General features: G+C 41.7%; 16 protein-coding genes, 1 pseudogene and 1 CRISPR repeat array. Of the genes and pseudogenes, 10 read left to right on the top strand and 7 right to left on the bottom strand.

Annotated features, from left to right (window positions below; translation table 11 throughout):
* Positions 1-277 precede the first annotated feature (277 nt).
* Positions 278-430 carry a hypothetical protein gene (locus ACWATR_RS08520; protein ID WP_460331393.1) on the bottom strand — a complete coding sequence of 51 codons (153 nt, stop codon included), beginning with the start codon at positions 428-430 and terminating at the stop codon, positions 278-280.
* A 116-nt stretch (positions 431-546) separates the two neighbouring features.
* Between ACWATR_RS08520 and ACWATR_RS08515 the strand changes: the two genes are divergently transcribed.
* A complete protein-coding gene (locus ACWATR_RS08515) occupies positions 547-939 on the top strand; it encodes a lysozyme inhibitor LprI family protein (protein WP_460331391.1) in 393 nt (130 codons plus the stop codon).
* 268 nt (positions 940-1,207) lie between these two features.
* Positions 1,208-1,378 carry a ParA family protein gene (locus tag ACWATR_RS08510; RefSeq protein WP_460331389.1) on the top strand — a complete coding sequence of 57 codons (171 nt, stop codon included), beginning with the start codon at positions 1,208-1,210 and terminating at the stop codon, positions 1,376-1,378.
* A 9-nt stretch (positions 1,379-1,387) separates the two neighbouring features.
* Here the strand turns inward: ACWATR_RS08510 and ACWATR_RS08505 are convergent.
* Positions 1,388-2,772: pseudogene (locus ACWATR_RS08505) on the bottom strand (IS4 family transposase).
* Between the two features lie 270 nt (positions 2,773-3,042).
* On the opposite strand from ACWATR_RS08505, the gene ACWATR_RS08500 reads away from it, so the two are divergent.
* The 3 genes from ACWATR_RS08500 to ACWATR_RS08490 all read left to right on the top strand — a co-directional run bounded on the left by ACWATR_RS08500 (position 3,043) and on the right by ACWATR_RS08490 (position 4,662).
* Positions 3,043-3,267: a ribbon-helix-helix domain-containing protein gene (locus ACWATR_RS08500; protein ID WP_460340294.1), complete on the top strand. Its 225-nt coding sequence runs from the start codon at positions 3,043-3,045 to the stop codon at positions 3,265-3,267.
* Positions 3,254-3,592 carry a type II toxin-antitoxin system PemK/MazF family toxin gene (locus ACWATR_RS08495; RefSeq protein ID WP_460331387.1) on the top strand — a complete coding sequence of 113 codons (339 nt, stop codon included), beginning with the start codon at positions 3,254-3,256 and terminating at the stop codon, positions 3,590-3,592. Before ACWATR_RS08500 ends, ACWATR_RS08495 begins: the two co-directional genes overlap by 14 nt.
* Positions 3,593-3,780: 188 nt before the next feature.
* A complete protein-coding gene (locus tag ACWATR_RS08490) occupies positions 3,781-4,662 on the top strand; it encodes a carbohydrate ABC transporter permease (protein ID WP_460331385.1) in 882 nt (293 codons plus the stop codon).
* Positions 4,663-4,732: 70 nt separating this feature from the next.
* Here the strand turns inward: ACWATR_RS08490 and ACWATR_RS08485 are convergent, their stop codons facing one another.
* A complete protein-coding gene (locus ACWATR_RS08485) occupies positions 4,733-5,299 on the bottom strand; it encodes a thermonuclease family protein (protein WP_460331384.1) in 567 nt (188 codons plus the stop codon).
* Between the two features lie 52 nt (positions 5,300-5,351).
* Here ACWATR_RS08485 and ACWATR_RS08480 point away from each other — a divergent pair, with 52 nt between their 5' ends.
* On the top strand, positions 5,352-6,074 hold the full coding sequence (locus tag ACWATR_RS08480) for a DUF1345 domain-containing protein (RefSeq protein ID WP_460331382.1): 723 nt from the start codon (positions 5,352-5,354) through the stop codon (positions 6,072-6,074).
* 259 nt (positions 6,075-6,333) lie between these two features.
* Here the strand turns inward: ACWATR_RS08480 and ACWATR_RS08475 are convergent, their stop codons facing one another.
* The 3 genes from ACWATR_RS08475 to ACWATR_RS08465 form a co-directional block, all read right to left on the bottom strand.
* On the bottom strand, positions 6,334-6,501 hold the full coding sequence (locus ACWATR_RS08475) for a hypothetical protein (protein ID WP_460331380.1): 168 nt from the start codon (positions 6,499-6,501) through the stop codon (positions 6,334-6,336).
* A 141-nt stretch (positions 6,502-6,642) separates the two neighbouring features.
* Positions 6,643-8,682, bottom strand: a complete 2,040-nt coding sequence (locus ACWATR_RS08470; RefSeq protein WP_460331378.1) for a bifunctional metallophosphatase/5'-nucleotidase — start codon at positions 8,680-8,682, stop codon at positions 6,643-6,645.
* 71 nt (positions 8,683-8,753) lie between these two features.
* Positions 8,754-9,389: direct repeats of the CRISPR family, unit length 34 nt; unit sequence TTTCCATCCCCGTGAGGGGAAGTTGATGAAAAAG.
* Positions 9,390-9,783: 394 nt separating this feature from the next.
* Complete coding sequence (locus tag ACWATR_RS08465) at positions 9,784-11,130, bottom strand: DUF58 domain-containing protein (RefSeq protein ID WP_460331376.1); 1,347 nt, start codon at positions 11,128-11,130, stop codon at positions 9,784-9,786.
* A 373-nt stretch (positions 11,131-11,503) separates the two neighbouring features.
* Between ACWATR_RS08465 and ACWATR_RS08460 the strand changes: the two genes are divergently transcribed.
* A complete protein-coding gene (locus ACWATR_RS08460) occupies positions 11,504-12,049 on the top strand; it encodes a hypothetical protein (RefSeq protein ID WP_460331373.1) in 546 nt (181 codons plus the stop codon).
* A 131-nt stretch (positions 12,050-12,180) separates the two neighbouring features.
* On the opposite strand, the gene thrS is transcribed toward ACWATR_RS08460, so the two are convergent.
* Positions 12,181-14,070, bottom strand: a complete 1,890-nt coding sequence (gene thrS, locus ACWATR_RS08455; protein WP_460340292.1) for a threonine--tRNA ligase — start codon at positions 14,068-14,070, stop codon at positions 12,181-12,183.
* 857 nt (positions 14,071-14,927) lie between these two features.
* Here thrS and ACWATR_RS08450 point away from each other — a divergent pair.
* From ACWATR_RS08450 to ACWATR_RS08440, 3 genes are all read left to right on the top strand, one after another.
* Positions 14,928-15,245 (top strand): DUF2605 domain-containing protein, encoded by a 318-nt coding sequence (locus tag ACWATR_RS08450; RefSeq protein WP_069068150.1) that lies wholly within the window; start codon positions 14,928-14,930, stop codon positions 15,243-15,245.
* A 321-nt stretch (positions 15,246-15,566) separates the two neighbouring features.
* Positions 15,567-15,896 carry a DUF2973 domain-containing protein gene (locus ACWATR_RS08445; protein WP_435027016.1) on the top strand — a complete coding sequence of 110 codons (330 nt, stop codon included), beginning with the start codon at positions 15,567-15,569 and terminating at the stop codon, positions 15,894-15,896.
* A gap of 679 nt (positions 15,897-16,575) precedes the next feature.
* Positions 16,576-16,734, top strand: a complete 159-nt coding sequence (locus ACWATR_RS08440; protein ID WP_460331370.1) for a hypothetical protein — start codon at positions 16,576-16,578, stop codon at positions 16,732-16,734.
* Positions 16,735-17,144 lie beyond the last annotated feature (410 nt).

The following is a 17,144-nucleotide window of genomic DNA, read 5'->3' as shown; positions in this document are numbered from 1 at the left end:
CGTCTCTCAGGTGCTTATCAAATATAGCGAGTGCAAATTTTTTTGTCAACTATTTTCCCATTTTTTTTTTGGGAAGTCTGTCGATGCAGATGTAATCCTTAAATTGCAAGGGTTTTACTCTATTAAGTATTTATGGAAATCTTCGGATAAAATTCTGGTTGTAACCAACTTTGGGTCTTGTCAGCTTTTGGTGATTAATAGTGGGCTGGTTTAGACATCTATGCTGAGGGCAGAAGGAAGAAAGAAGAAAACTACAGAAAATCCTGCGTTTCTTGGGTTACAGAACCTCTACATCACAAGAAAAGTCTTCAAGTTGGATCTGAGTCTTTGTCACAACTTCTACGACGACAGGCAAAATCTTAAAACCCTTCAGCATAGCTGCCTTCTGCTTTAAAGCGCGTAACCTTTCATCATCACCAAAAGTTGCCAAGAACCTTAATCCTGGCTGAAGCACAATTATAGTTGCAGATAATCCTGGTTTGTAAATGTCTTGATTGCAGGTTGGGTGATTTATAATTGCAGGTCGCTACAGTTAAGGAGCGTTTTATGTTGAAGCGGATGGTTGTTGCTGTTTTACTTTTTTCGAGTGTAGCGCAGGCTGCTCCTGTAAATAAAGTTGACTATCAACAGATGTATAGCAAGTGCTTGAAGGCTGCTGGTGTTACGAATAATAGTTCAGTGGATCAGTGTTTGCGCCAAACGTTTAAGGCTTCGGAGCAGGAAATAAATCGCCTCTACGGTAAAATTTATCACCAAATTGCATCTCAGCAGGCGGAAGACGCGAAAAAGTTTGAACTTTCTCAAAAGTTTTGGTTGAGCTATCGAGATAGTCATTGCAAGCTGGCTGGAGCTTATGTTGGTTCACCGATGTACTCATACTGCCCAATGCAGTTAAATATTTCACGGGTTGCTGAATTAAGAGAGTTTGCTCTCGAATGACTTGTTAGGGAGTCCCAAATCTGAAGCAAATGGGTCAGGGAGTTTATTAGCAGCCAAGTTATTTTCATTAGGAACTTTTAACGTTCCATCAATCCTTTCGTAGAAAATGGTAGGAGTCATACGCTATTAAGGTATTAGACCTTTATAGTATTAGCCAGATTAAGCATTTGCTTTTGCATCAAAGTTACGTGGGATGCCTAAATATATAAACGTATTAAAGTATTAAACCTTTATGCTATAAACTCATTAACGTTTTAACTTTTAAACAGTGATTGTTATCAGTGTATTCAACTTTAAAGGTGGTACAGGCAAAAGCTCTACCGCCCTGAACTTAGGAGCGTTTCTAGCATCTCCCAAACGCCAAACTCTGCTGATTGATTTAGATGGACAGCGTACTCTCTCGTTCGGTCTGGGCATGGATGGTACTGAGCCAACCTGACTTTTCCCGTTAAGTCTCTTTTGCAAGCTGCCAGCCCTCACAGAGGTCGTGCAATTTTAACCAACCTCGCCACAGTACCTGAATACCAATGGGTGTTTTACTTCGATGTACTAAGTAGCCGCCAAGACGAGCAACGGCTTCAACAGCCCAGCTAACTGTTAGGACTTTGGGAAGTTTAGGGGACTTAGCTTTTAAAATCCTAAGTTCAAGGGGGTTAAGGATCTCAATGGCAGGAACTGAAGGCTGAGTGCGGTGTAGATAAGTTAGTTGCAATAGTTCTACCGCAATCACACTCAAGAATCCAATTAGAGTTTTCATGCCCTCAGCAGCAAGTCTATATTTTTCTACCTGACATCCAGACTTGAAAATTTTATGATATTCTTCAATGCGCCAACGGTAAGAGTACCAGCGTAAAATCGTAGAAGCCATCTGGATATCTGCGACAACTTCTGTGGTTAACAACATCCATTCCACAGGTGATTCACCATCTGGACAATCAATTTCAGTGGCATAAACAGCATAGACGGGTAAAGGGTCACGGTTATCAAAACGGTAAGGAGTGCGAAGATTAACAGCACAAAATCTGATAGCCAGTTTGGTTTGGCGGGCAGGACGCTTTTGAGTCTGCGGTAATTCGATTTCCTGTTCAAAACTAATGGGTTCTGCTTCTAACTTTGACCAAAGACGTTCGCTATCGGAATCTAAAGTGCGGTTATGAGCCGCGCGAACCAGAACTCCGGTGTGCTGAAGTTGACGAACTTTATCAAAAAGTTCTGTGATATCACCTTCTCGGTCGAAAACATGAATCACTTGCGTGTGCTTACTCACAAGGTTTTCTACAGTGGTGAGCGCTTCTACCCACCTGTAAGATTCTTTATCTTCAAAGGGACGTTTTCGGGCTTCAACTCTTGCTGCTGCAAGGCGAATTTTCTTCTTGGCTGGTGTTTCATTTTTGGGTGGCTTCTCTTTTGGTTCTCGATTCCAGAGTTTTTGCCACAAAAGACCTATGGATTGACCACTCTCAGGTTTTATAGCTAATGCACTGTGCAATATTAAGCCGTTACCGCCTTTTCCAATTGGGCCGTAACCTTCTTTTTTAGACTCAATACTGCCATAATCAAGAAAAGTTGTGTCTCCGACGCACAGCATTACATCGCTTTCTGCAACAGTCTCCGCCGTCATTTGACAGTGCGGCTGAATCATGCTTTGAAATTGCACTTTTGGGTTAGCAAAAACTCATAGGCTCTTTTAAGTACTGTTCCATTGCTGAAGATTTCTGACAGTCCTTTCCCAAATCCAAGGCTTAGAGCATAGCCTATCGACATTGCACGCTCATTCAATCGGCGATCGCCTAGTTCTAGGGTTGCAAAATTTTTCTCCCACCAGTCCAGCATTGCTTGTCACCTTTAGCACTCGATTGCAATTACTTTACCGAATTTGCTGTGCTGTCTCTTAAATCCTTTACTAGTAAGGCTTTCAAGACTTAACGGGAAAAGTCAGAATAGGGTTCGGTTTAAGACAAGACGCGATAAATCGCGTCTTTGCGAGATATAGGTATGTCATCAAAAAACCTGATCCAAACCGTATTGCGATCGCACCTGCTGGGCTACGAGATTAAGCTAGAATATGAGTACGAATTATTTTTGCTACTAATTGGTAGGAAGATGAATGTAGAAAAACTCTCTATTTCCTTGCCACCGTCTTTAGTGGAGTTTGTCGAAAACTACAAGCGCAATAAAGGCTGTAAATCTCGTTCTCAAGTAATTGAAGAAGCATTAGAATTGCTACGAAACCGAGAATTAGAGGTAGCTTACCGAGAAGCATCTGCTGAAGTTGATAACGATTGGGATGTGACAGTGGCAGATGGTTTAACAGATGAAACGTGGTGATATTTATTACGCAAATCTTAGTCCGGTGATGGGTTCAGAAATGGGTAAACGTCGTCCAGTTTTAATTATCAGTAATGATATAAGTAATAGTGCTGCCACCACTGTGACAATTTTACCGCTTACTTCTAATGTTAACCGTGTTTATCCCTTTGAAGTTCTGCTGAATCCAGAGATTAGCGGTTTAACAAAGCCTTCTAAAGTACAGGCGCAGCAAGTGCGAACAATTTCTAAGCAACGAATTACTAGTGAAGTATTAGGTAGTTTAAACGAAGAGATGATGGTACTAATTGATGCGGCGTTAAAATTGCATTTGGGATTGGTTTGAGTTTGCAGAAAAATAGCGATGTTTAAGTGAAGGCTCCAAGTAGTGGTCTATCGCATTAATTTTCCTGGGCTACGAGATCCCCGACTTCTTGAAGAAGTCGGGGATCTGACCACCGCTAATCCTGGAAGAAATCAAGCTCAGGGTAAAATCAGGGCGGAGGGTCATACAGCTAAGAGGGAAAATTATAGATGCAAAAAAAATATACTAAGTCGTGGTTGGATAATGATACAGCCGCCGCCTGGATTTTTCTCACACCAGCACTAATTTTGCTCGGCGTTTTTATCATTTGGCCGATCGCTTATTTGTTCTACCTCAGTTTCACTGCCGGTAGTTTCACCTTAAAAGGTACTTATTGGATAGGCTTAAAAAACTATTGGCGCTTGCTACTCAACCCCGACTTCTGGCAAGTTCTGGGTAACACCTTTTATTTTACTGTTGCCACCATCATTCCCACTTTAGTTATCTCTTTGGGATTGGCTGTGCTATTAAACCGCTCTATTCCTTTGCGGGGAATCTTGCGGAGTGCCTATTTTCTGCCTTCAATTATCTCACTTGTGGCGGCTGGTTTGGGATTTCGCTGGCTATTTCAAACATCAGGGCCAGTGAACGGACTTTTAGATTTTGTTGGCATTCCAGATATACCCTGGCTAGGAGACACATTTTGGGCAATGCCGGTACTTATTTTAATGAGTATTTGGAAACAACTCGGTTTCAATATGGTAGTTTTTTTAGCAGGGTTGCAAGCAATTCCTCCCAGTCGTTATGAAGCAGCAGATTTGGATGGAGCAAATGCTTGGCAACAATTTTGGTATATTACTCTGCCTGGATTGCGCCCTACTTTGATATTTGCAATCATTACTACCGCGATTTTTACATTGCGGAGTTTTGAGCAAGTTTATGTGATGACTGGCGGTGGCCCACTGAATTCGACTAATTTGCTGGTTTACTACATTTACCAAGAGGCTTTTGGCCAGTTTGATTTTGGTTATGCAGCAGCAGCAGCGACGGTGTTATTAGCAGGGACGCTGGTACTAGTTTATTTGCAACTGCAAACTTGGGGAGAGGAGTAGGGGGCAGGGGGCAGGGGAGGCAAGAGGGAATTTTGGATGTTGCTAAATCATCGTGCAAATATGCAACGCCCTACTTTTTATATAGGCTGCGATATTCCCAAGGATTAGTAAATTTAGCATCACTCCAAACACCAAGCCGTTGTTCCTTCGCTTTAGCTTCGGCTTGTTGAACTAAGTCTTTGCTAGGACATTTGTTTAAATAGGGACGATACACTTTTGCCAATCCTTCTTGCAACAATACCTGTTGCACAAAAGTGCCATTTTGTAAACGAACTTCGGCAACTTTGCGTCCATAGCGATCGCTATCGGTAATATTCAAAGTCACGCGATCGCCTCCTTGTTGCACCAGTTGTTGTACTCTTTCTTGGGCTTTCACACCCCAAGTAAATTGATTGCGATCGCTAATGCGTTTACTCTGCTTTTCTTTGTTGGTATGAGCTATCTCTGGCGCATCTACACAAGCAAAGCGCACTGTAACATTTTTACCATTGGGATCTTTCACCACTAAAGTATCACCATCACTGACTCGCTCAACTGGTTCTCCAGAAGTACCGATAAAGCGATCGCAGCCTATCAAACCTAAAATTAGGATAGTTGCACAAAGCCAAAATCGCACTGATTTAGTTAATTTCTCCATCCAAATTTACCAAATTATCTCTGTGGAATCGGACATTATACACTAACACTGTATGCTTTGCATTAGTGTAGAAGTATGTTACTTAAACTCTGCGATCGCAATATTTGTGAAACTGAATTTATTCAAAAACTTTGACTCTCGACCCCGGCTGATAATTGCTGTTGGACTCGCTGTATTAGTTTCAGTAATCCTTCCGGCTTGGCTGCACTTACCCATTCGCATTCTCTGTGCTTGGAACTCCGGCATTGACTTTTTCTTAGCCGTGACTTGGTGGAAAATGATCAAAGCTAACCCAGAAAAAATTCGCCGTTATGCTGAGAGTGAATATGAAGGACATTTGGCTATATTCATGCTGGTGATTGCTGCGGCTTGTGCTAGTGTTTTAGCCATTGGGTTTTTACTAATTGATAAAAAAGAGTTATCAAATATTCTACTTACCCTACATGTCATACTTTCAATTATGACCATTGTCGGTTCTTGGCTATTAGTGCATACAATGTTTGCAGTGCAATATGCACATAGCTATTACAAATATATTAATCGTAATAATAATAAAGAAATCACCGGAGGTTTAGATTTTCCTCATAACGACTATCCAGACTATTGGGAATTTTTATATTATTCTTTTGTAATTGGCATGACTAGCCAAGTTTCGGATGTGCAGACGACATCACGCGATATGAGGCGCTTGACTCTGTTACATGGCATATTATCCTTCTTTTTCAATACCACCATTTTAGCTATGAGTATTAATATCATTGCATCGCTGATTTAAATAATAGACAAGAGACGCGATGAATTGCAGACAAGAGACGCGATGAATCGCAGACAAGAGACGCGATAAATTGCAGACAAGAGACGCGATGAATTGCAGACAAGAGACGCGATGAATCACAGACAAGAGACGCGATGAATCGCCGTCTCTACAAAAGACTGATTATTGTAGAGACGGCGATTTATCGCGTCTTTGTACTTTACAGTACAGTATCGCGTCTTTGTACCTTACAGTACACTGTGTTAAGAGTGTCACTAAATTAACTCGCGTCTTCCCAATCACTGAGTAACTCATGCTGTTGTGCTGTTTTCTTACATTTGCGAAATGGTATTTTAGGAGTACCAATATTCATGCCAGGAAAAGACTGTTTTTTCGTCTTAGTGGGTCTATTTTCTTTTGTTGTTGAACTGATCTGTTGGGTTTCCATTGGTAAATAAATTTCTGATTAAAACCTGAGAACCAATGTATAACATCAATTTCCAAACGGCAAATTTCTGGAGAGGGATAAAAAATACATATTCCGCCCGTAAAAGTATATTTTGTCAACTTCAATCATCCACGGCGGCTTTCAAAACACCACATCTTTACGCAATGTGAGATTTTGAATGCGAGTATCTTCGGCGGGTGGCACATCCCTCTGAGTAAATGGAATCTGCTTAAAGTTAGCAGCCAGATATTCTGCTAATGCATCTTGCTCAGAACCATCAGCAGCAAAGGTAGCTAAACCTGTGCGTTTGCTATTATCAGCATCTTTTGATGTCAAATCAACCCGTTCTCTTTTGGGAAAAGGATAGCCATCACCACCACCTGCTAGGAAGTTGAGGGTAACAGTGCGGAAAATCCGATTAGAGTCACCCACTAACTCGGCATTTTTAACTACTACATCAATAATTTTGCCTTTTCTATCTTTGATTGCCAGGGATTTGACACGCTTCCCGGCTGGCAAGTTTGGGTCAAAGCTAAAGGCTAATCCCGCTACTTGGGGAAAACTGCCAGGGGTAGCACCGGGTGCTATAGCCGCTACGCTGTGTTCAATCACCGCTAGTAGTTCTGCTGCATTCAGAGTAACTAAAGTCAAACCATTGTTGAACCGTAAAGCATTGATGATATCAAGTTGGGAAATTTCTTTTTCTTTCTTACCTGCTACAGGATTTGCTTGGGGCGGCAGTTTGATAACATCCTGTAAGCGAGTCGAACCTGGGGGAAAGGTATATATACCGATATTGTCACGGATACCACCGCCATTTTTGATGGAAATGACAGTTTTAGGATCATATCGTTTGGCGATCGCTAAATTAGCTTCGGCTGTCAAATTCCCGAAATTGGTTTCTTGGGTGCGAACATCACCCCGCCAGCCGTTGAGGAAAACGTTGGTTTTCCCAAAAATCAGACTATCTTGGGCAATAATCACTTTTTTGAGTGCTTCTGTAATGGCGACAATTTTGGCATCGGGTTTCCCACCAACAGCTGCTACTCCTGGGGAATCAGTCGCATAAACACCACTGATTTTGGAGTCAATACTAAACGGAATAATCACTCCATTGGCATCAAAGTTAACTACTAAACGACCAACATAGCGATAGTTGCCATCGGTATTAACTACGGCTATGGGATTACCATCCGCTGCTTTTTTGAGGATTGGATAAGTTCCAGCAGATTTATCACCGACTCGAAGACGGTCTGTTTTGTCGGCTAGTAAGGTATTGGAACCACCAGCAACAATAATATCTACTCCCTTGAGTAATTCTGCTAACTTTTGCTCAATCGCAATTTGCTGCATGTGTGCCAACAGAATGATCTTATTAATCTCTGGGTTTTTTGTTAACAGTGTATCAACAGAAGTTTGAATTTCAGCAGCTAAGGCGGCGATGTCTGCGGCATCACGGTCATTAAATTCTTTAGGTAAGACAGTCACACCACCGGGAGAAGAAATAGACCGCAGTGTGGGAGTTGTCGCCCCAACTACACCAATTTTTTCACCATTGACGGTAATGATCGTGCTACGGGCAATTTTATTAGGGATTTTACTTACCTCTTGACCATCGGCAGTAACTAATTTTGCCAGGTCTTTATCAGTGCTGAAGTCTAGATTCGTGCTGAGATAGGGAAATTTTGTACCTGGGTAATCTTCTTGAGGACGGATTAAGTCGGCAACAACACCCGTACCTAAGTCAAATTCGTGATTACCAAAGGCGATCGCACCAAACCCAAGAGCATTTAGAATTAAAATATCTCCTCGCCCTTGTCCACCAAACACTGTGTCACTGGCAAATAAGAAGGGACTGGGAATATAAGCATCTCCAGATGAAAGGATTAAGGTATTGGGATAATCAGGTTTGCCGTCACCATTAGCATCTTGATTTTTGAGTGCATTCAACACCGCCGAAAAGTTTGGCACATCCTTCAGCGCTGGAACACCTGCTTCTTGGTCAGAAGTATGTAAAAGTTGTAGTGTGAACCCTGACTTATGTGCTGTTTTAACTTGCGCCACACCAACGGTAGTTCCTAGAAATAAAAAAATGCTAGATGTAATTAGCCAACTCAACTGGCTAGCACTTAAATCTCGACACATAAACCGATTACTTGGTTTTTTTGCTTGTTTTGACATGAGGTTATTTTTGTAACTTAGCAAAATACTTGGTCACCATTGCTAAATGCGATCGCAACATACTTATAAATTTTCCATCCCCGTGAGGGGAAGTTGATGAAAAAGAAGCTTAGATAACCTCTTTGCGATTGCGCTTATTATAAGGTTTCCATCCCCGTGAGGGGAAGTTGATGAAAAAGTTCTGTGAGAAGCCGGCCCTTGCTGGCGGCATCACATAGTTTCCATCCCCGTGAGGGGAAGTCGATGAAAAAGCGTTAGGTCAAACCCTTACTACCAAATGTCCTGACAACAAAAGTTTCCATCCCCGTGAGGGGAAGTTGATGAAAAAGGTCTATGGCACCGTCTGTAGTGCCTATGATTCGAGGAATACGGTTTCCATCCCCGTGAGGGGAAGTTGATGAAAAAGTGCTCAGTTTGTAACCGTCAAAGCTGTTAAAAAGGATGGGTTTCCATCCCCCTGAGGGGAAGTTGATGAAAAAGGTGGAGGAATTGCTATTCCTTTCACTTATGCAAAAAAGTTTCCATCCCCGTGAGGGGAAGTTGATGAAAAAGATGTATATCAGAGATACCAGATAGGTTTGAAAATAGAAAGTTTCCATCCCCGTGAGGGGAAGTTGATGAAAAAGGATAAGCCAGATCCATCCGATCCGAGGTACCACCTGTGTACCTACAGTTTCCATCCCCGTGAGGGGAAGTTGATGAAAAAGGCTACTCTTCTAGAAGCTTTATCACAATTGAGCTTGAGAGGGGTCAATCTGAGGGGGTCGTTTTTCCAGGGGAATAGTTGATAAATTCTTTCAATAAAACTGATTCTGACACACCTCAAAGGCTTACTCAGCAAGCTATCTAAGGGGGTCAACGAAAGAATAAGGGTTTCAGCCGTTGCCTGACCCCCTCAGATGCTTATCAATCAATGACTAATTTATAAGTTTGTCAAATGATTAAGAGTAGTTAGAAACACTAGCTTTAAAGTTAGGTTTATTAATTTTTCATGGTTCAGTAAATTTAGTAATCAGCGTATAGAAATCTACTAAAAAAGTCAAGGTGAAGTATAAAGTATAAAATCACTCACTCCACTTAGTGGCTCATTTTAGTCATAGTCTAAAGTTGATTTCGCGCTTTGAGTTGCAGATATCGCTCAACCAACTGATCGGCAATTTGATTTGCTGGTGCATCTAGTACCAATACACCTTTTTGTTTCAGTTGGGCAAAGGCTACTTGTCGTTGCATTAATAAATCTAATGCCACTGCACGTCCATAAGCACCTGCAACATCATCTGTGAAAGTGTGTGCTAAACGATCAACTTGCGGATCTCGCAGAGTTACGCAAAATGGCAGATAGCGGGGTGCTAGTTTCGAGAGTGCGGCTAGGAGTTCTGTAGAGGCAGTGACATCAACTAAATCGGTAATAACTACTACAAGCGCCCTCCGAGTTTGTCGCTGCAAAACATTTGTCACCGCCCCCAAATAATCAGATTCAAACAATACTGGTTGAATTGGAGTTAGCCGATCAATTAGCTGATTCAAATGATTTTGACCGCGTTCTGGGGGAATCCACGTATGCATCTGGCGGTCAAATACACCAACACCCACGCGATCGCCTCGATGTAAACCTGCCAAAGCCAAGGATAAAGTTGCATTCAAACCCCAGTCAAAGCGCTGCAAACTCTGCACTTTGGCCGTCATCAACCGTCCGCGGTCGAGTAAAATCAGTAACGTTTGTTCCTGTTCCGGTTCTAGAACCCTCACCAGTGGCGTTGCATTACCATAAGCGCCAACCCGACGGGCGGTAGCTTTCCAATCAATAAATCGCAAATCGTCGCCAGTACGATAGTTTCGCAATTCGGCAAACTCTGTACCAATACCAGTTTTGCGAGATTGGCGGATTGATCCCGATGATTGCACTGTCAGACGAATTGTAAGCGATCGCAATCCCACTAAATCAGGATAAACTTTCACTGGTAAACTTTGGGGAATTTGCCAATCATCCCAAGCTAATCCCCAAAGTCCCAACTGTCGGACTTGAATATTTCCCCAAGGAAACTCTCCCCGTTGCGTCGGGTGGACGGTATACGTTAACTCTTCGGTGCTGTTACTGGGAACAATGGCGCTTAGTGCAGGTGTAGATACGCCAAAACCTGTTGGATAATAGTCGCGGATTTCAATTTGGGCGTTAGTATTTTGTGACATCACTTTTAGCACCACAGGATTATCCCGCCCAATGGATAATCGTGATGGTAATTCGCGGGTAATTTGCACACGAGAACGCCGTACCCGTAAACCATCTACAATCATCAATCCTAGAACGATGGCATCAAATAGCACAGTGATGACGATGGTTGCTCTGATAGTGGGAAATAAGGATAAGATCGGGGCGTAGGCGTAGCCCGTCGTAGATATCACTATACCCAAAACCAACAATAAATAAACTCGTCTGGAAGGAACCATTTTTTATAGCGAGAAGTTAGGAGTTAGATTTTAGGAGGCAGGGGGCAGAATTAACACACGTTTAAAAGTGTGAAACTTAGGTTGTGGAGACTTTGTATCTCGCTGTACTCTACTCTGTTCTCTGTTCCCTTATTCAGTAAATTTCAATGTAACCGAAATAGGAAGACTTGCTAAGAGGTTGTTGGAAAAGTCTAAATTATTACTTGCCTCTGCGACTAGAAGTCGTGGCTACACATACAAACCCCGAAACCAAAACAATGTCTGACTTTCTTAATTACGAATTACGAATTACGAATTACGAATTACGAATTACGAATTACGAAATGCATAATAGAACGAAATTATCGATTTAACTGAGGAAAATCTACAATTTATGAATAGCAAAACTAAATTATTGACTTTTGCCACAGTAACACTGGCAGTTTCTTCTTTGACTGTCAGCACAGTTGTAGCAAAGGCAAAACTAACCAACCAGTCAAAAATTTTTATCAATGGCATCGGTACAATAAAAGTTGGCATGACTGTTTCCCAAGCAGCAAAGGCTGCTGGTACTAAGCTAGTGGGCGATCCACCAAATAACAATTGCTACTATGTTAAGCCACAAAATGAACCCAAAAATCTTTCGTTTATGGTGACAAAAGGTCGCATTTCTAGAGTAGATATCCGGCAAAATACTCAGATTACTACCCTCAAAGGTGCAAAAATTGGCGACACTGAAGCACAAATCAAGTCTCTTTACCCAGGACAAATTGAAGTCACACCTCATAAATACGTCCAAGAGGGACATTACCTAACTTTCATCCCGAAAGATCGTGCCGATCGCAACTATCGTGTAGTTTTTGAGACTGATGGTAAGCTTGTAACTCAGTTCAGAGCGGGTAAATTGCCGGAAGTTGAATATGTTGAGGGCTGTTCTTGAGGCTGGGCATTACCCAGCCTACTAGACATCTCCAAAAATGATGTGATATCTTCCAAGCTAGTAGTCTGTCAAATTCATTTTGACGGTTAGAGAGACGCGATAAATCGCCGTCTCTACAAGGAATTTATCCATCAATTATTTATTGACAGACTACTAGCTTCAGACTCTCCGCTTGTGACATCGATCTGAAGGTTATCGAAGTTAGCGATCGCTTGTTGTAGTTTATCCACAACTTGATCGACAGAAATACTACCTAAGTCTCCAGAGGCACGGGTACGGATACTCAAGGTGTTGGTTTCCACTTCCTTAGCTCCCACCACAGCCATCACGGGTATTTTTTCTTTCTCTGCATTGCGAATCTGTTTACCCAAGCGATCGCCACTGGTATCAACTTCTGCACGGATGCCCAACGCTCTCATCTTCGCCACGACATCTTTAGCAAAGTCTAGCTGTGTATCACCCACCGGCAGTAATCTCGCTTGCACTGGCGCTAACCACAAAGGAAAATCGCCCGCATATTCTTCAATTAAGATCCCAATCAACCTTTCCAGTGAGCCAAAAGGCGCACGGTGAATCATCACTGGGCGTTTGCGAACACCATCTTCGGCAACGTACTCTAACTCAAAGCGTTCTGGCAAATTGTAATCTACCTGCACAGTTCCTAATTGCCACTCCCGATCTAGGGCATCACTAAAGATAAAGTCAAGTTTGGGCCCATAAAAAGCCGCTTCTCCAATCCCTTCAAAGTGTTCCATCCCCAAAGTTTCAACTGCACGGCGAATTGCACCTTCGGCTTTGTCCCAAACTTCATCGGAACCAATGTACTTATCACTAGCTGGATCGCGGAAACTGAGTCTAGCTTTAAAGTTTTTCAGTTGCAGACTATTGAACACCGACAAAATCAAATCCACCACATTGAGGAATTCACTATCTAGCTGTTCTGGGGTGACGAACAAGTGAGAATCATCGACAGTAAAACCTCGCACCCGCGTTAAACCGCCCAATTCCCCTGATTGTTCGTAACGGTAAACAGTACCAAATTCTGCCAAGCGCATCGGCAGTTCTCGATAAGAGCGTAACTCACTCTTATATATTTGGATGTGAAAAGGGCAGTTCATCGGCTTCATAACGAAGCCCTGTTCCTGTGCGGCAGCTTCCTCATTATCTGCCATTAAGGGGAACATATCTTCTTTATATTTTTGCCAATGTCCAGAGGTTTTAAATAAATCTACTCTGGCAATATGAGGCGTTACTACAGATAAATAACCCCGTTTTAACTGTTCTTGCTTGAGGAAGTCTTCTAAAGTACTCCTTAACAAAGTGCCTTTGGGTGTCCACAAAGGTAAACCCGGCCCTACCAGATCGGAAAATATAAATAATCCCAGTTCCTTACCAAGTTTCCGGTGATCTCGCCGCAGCGCTTCTTCTTTGCGTCGCTTATATTCAGCGAGTTGTTCAGGGCTTTCCCAGGCTGTGGCGTAGATGCGTTGTAGTTGGGCTTTGGTTTCATCCCCACGCCAATAAGCGCCAGCAACGCTTTCTAGTTCAATTGCTTTCGGGTTTAATTCACTGGTATTTTCCACATGAGGCCCTGCACACAAATCCCACCATTCATTCCCCAGGTGGTAAATCGTGATTGGTTCGTTTTTGATATCTGCCAGAATTTCTAGCTTGTAAGGTTCCTTAATTTCCTGAATCCGGCGTTCGGCTTCTTCTCGGCTGACTTCTTCCCGAATTACCGCCAGTTTGCGATTGATAATCTTTACCATCTCTTTCTTGATGGCTTTGAGATCGTTTTCGCTAAATGGTTCTGGACTGTCGAAGTCATAGTAAAAACCATTTTCAATCCAAGGGCCGATTGTAACTTGTGCCTTGGGAAACAGCTTTTGTACTGCCATTGCCATAACATGGGAAGCAGTGTGGCGAATCTTTTTTAAGTTCTCTGATTCGCTGGTACGCGGTAAATAAATTTTTTCAACTTGTTCTGAGTGTTCTGACTGATTAGATGATTTTAGCGACATTGGCTGCTGAACCGTTGGCGAAGTGATTACAAAAGATTTATCTGAATCTGTAGGCTTATTCAACTATAACGACTTTGATTTTCGCCAGTTCAGCTTATCAAAAAAGAATTCTAAATTCAGAATTAATTGGAGTCCGACTGGCGGATAGCGCAGTGTAAACCCAGATTTATCACAAGGGGAGACGCTACCGCCATTGGTGTCAACTTAAGGTAAAAGCCAGTCTAGAAGAAGCTTTTAAAGATCATATCTAATCTCGTTCCCAGTCTCAGACTGGGAATGCCATCCTAAAGGCTCCGCCTTCCTTACTGGCGGCAGAGCCGCTTTTGAGTTGCATTTCCAGCCAGAGCCTGGAAACGAGGTTTGAAAGGAGTTTTAAGCTTAAGTTGACACCAATGGGCTACCGCAAACACCAACGGCATAGCAAACTCTTAGAGGGAGTCTTGCGAGTGTTTGAATTAAGGGGTTTAATACTCCCCGCTAAATACGCTTTCTCTTAGTGGTGATTTTAAGAGACGGGTTTAAATTCCCCACTATATTGATTATGACTTCTGGCTCCTGACTTCTGAATTCTTCTTCAATCAAGCATAAAGATAAATTTTTGATTTGTTACATGAGTGTCAAATTCAGGATTCCCCGCGATCGCTAAATTAGCTGATGAATTGTAGCTCGGTGTCATATATACCTATAGACGCCTACCCAAAGGCACTGTACAATCCCGACATCAAGAATATATAATAAATTCTGTGTTCTTTGTTACATATTTTTCTATCCTCAAATTATGAGATAAATCACAAAAGTGTTAAGAAACGTAAATAACGTTAATATTAGTAAGCAAGTTTGAAATATGCCTTTCATTTATGTCAGACTCAAATTTACCAGGGACTGAGTTGCTAAAAACAGTTTTAGAACCTCTGCTGGAAGATTTTCAGCATTGGTTTACGCGATCGCGCCATTTACTCGAAACTGAGCAACTATCATTTATGAGTCACCAAGAGCAATCTGACTTGCTCTTGCGAGTTAAGCAAGCGCAAGATGAACTAAATACGGCGAAGATGCTTTTTAATGCAACTGATAAACAAGTCGGGATTGATATGGCAACGTTAATGCCTTGGCATGAATTAGTCACAGAATGCTGGAATGTCGCAATGCGCTTTCGTCAAGGGCGTGAAGTCTAAGCAACTGGGAGCATCTTCCTTCATTTTGACAGACAACTTACTAATGTCTAACCAAAAGCAGAGGAAGCGTCTATGCAAGATGGTAAATCAGTCATCAAAGAGATAGTAAAAAAATCTTAACAATTTCTTAACATTATTTGGATTAACAAAATAATGTATCCTATGCTACCGTAAGTGGAATAACGGTTGACAAATAGCTCCATATAAATGTAAGCGCACGAAGAGTGTGTTCAATACTCGTCTTAACTGTGAGTCACAGTATCGGCGAACAAAGCGTTACAAAATAAAGTTTTAAAAATTGCTGCTCTGGAGGAAAATCCAATGTTACATCTGCTTTACATTCTTGCTTTTACAATCCTTGCATTTATAGCTGTTGGCAACTTAATTCGTAACCTGATCATGTTCAGTTTTGATCGAGAGCGAACTTACCCGACGAATTCCTCGCCAATGAATAATCAAGGCAGCTATGGTTATTATTCATCAAAAAAACAGTTTGCACCCCATCCAGAGTTATTAGATAGCGCAGGCAACTTAATTAAAGAGCCACTTTTGGTAATGCGTTCGATTAACGTTGAAGATGCACGTCAACATCTTGATGCCCTTTACGAAGCATCCCCAGGACATAAAAGAGAAAATTCAGAGGAAGCATAAAACTTAAGAGTTAGGGTGTAAATTATTGTTGTTTTTGCATCCTTAACTCTTCTTTTAACAGAAATTTATTATAAGAAATATGCCGAAAACCTCGAAGTTAAACATATTAATATCATGTCCGTATAATTAGTTGTGATTCCTACAGTCATTGCACCCCATTAATCCCCTCCCCGCAAACCTACGGTGTACACACAAGTCTGAAATAGCTAATTAACCAAGGTTTGACCCCACCCTAACCCTCCCGATGCATTGGGGAAGGAACAGGATTTTCCGGTTTCCCCCCAATGCATCGGGGGGATTAAGGGGGGTAATTAGACTTGTGTATACACCGTAGCCTGCAAACGGAGAGGCGAGACAAAGCATGGCTTTGACCGGGTGGTATTCTTCGGGTCTAATAATACCAATTTGAAAAAAGAATGCCACAAATAGACCATTTGTAGAGACGCGATTCATCGCGTCTTTACCCAAGGATGTGTTGCAATCATTCATTGAATTGGTATAAGTAATTAAGCGGACAGGATATAATTTGTCCAGCAACGAAGAAAATCTAAATCTACTTCTCGCCAGTCAAACAACCTCACTGGGAGATATTTTATTATCTGGGAATAAAAGCCACATTCCTTGGCTTTAGCCTGGTGAGAGTTAATATATAGTAGTTTGCAAGTAACTGAGGTACAAAATGCAGAACTCACGCATCAGATATGAAGAGTCTCTGCCTCCTGCCTCAAAACCTGTAGCTTTGTACTTCATGCAAAAGAAAACTGAGTTTAACAGGCTCAAGTTTCATTTTACTTTGAGAATGAGAATACCACCAACTAGCGATCGCTCACTTAACTAGTCATACAGTTTATCTGTACTACTTTGATTACACCTCTACTTACCACTTTGTCAAAATTTAGATACCCTTGCCGTCCCTCTGCACCTGAGTCCCTACAAAGAAGTTACAGCAATTATTCTTTATTAACTATTTTAAATATTTTAACTATTAGCTTAACTGTCTTAAATGTCTTAACTGTCCCCTTAACTGTCTTAACTGTCTTCTTAAATGTCTTAACTGTCTAGTTGGCAGTCTTAATCGTCTAGTTAACAGTCTTAAGTGCTATTGCATTTTCTTGATAAAACTGAGATTATCTGTTGTTAGGTGAAATTCTAAGTAAGTTGATTTCAAAAAAGCAAGTTTATTTAATCTAAAATTAATTTTATAATCTACCAACCAATAAATCGATGAGCGTTGTAGTTTTTTATCAA

The organism is Nostoc sp. UIC 10890 (genome assembly GCF_054786515.1).
The sequence above is the reverse complement of the archived record's forward strand: the minus strand, read 5'-3'. Positions and strand labels throughout refer to the sequence as shown.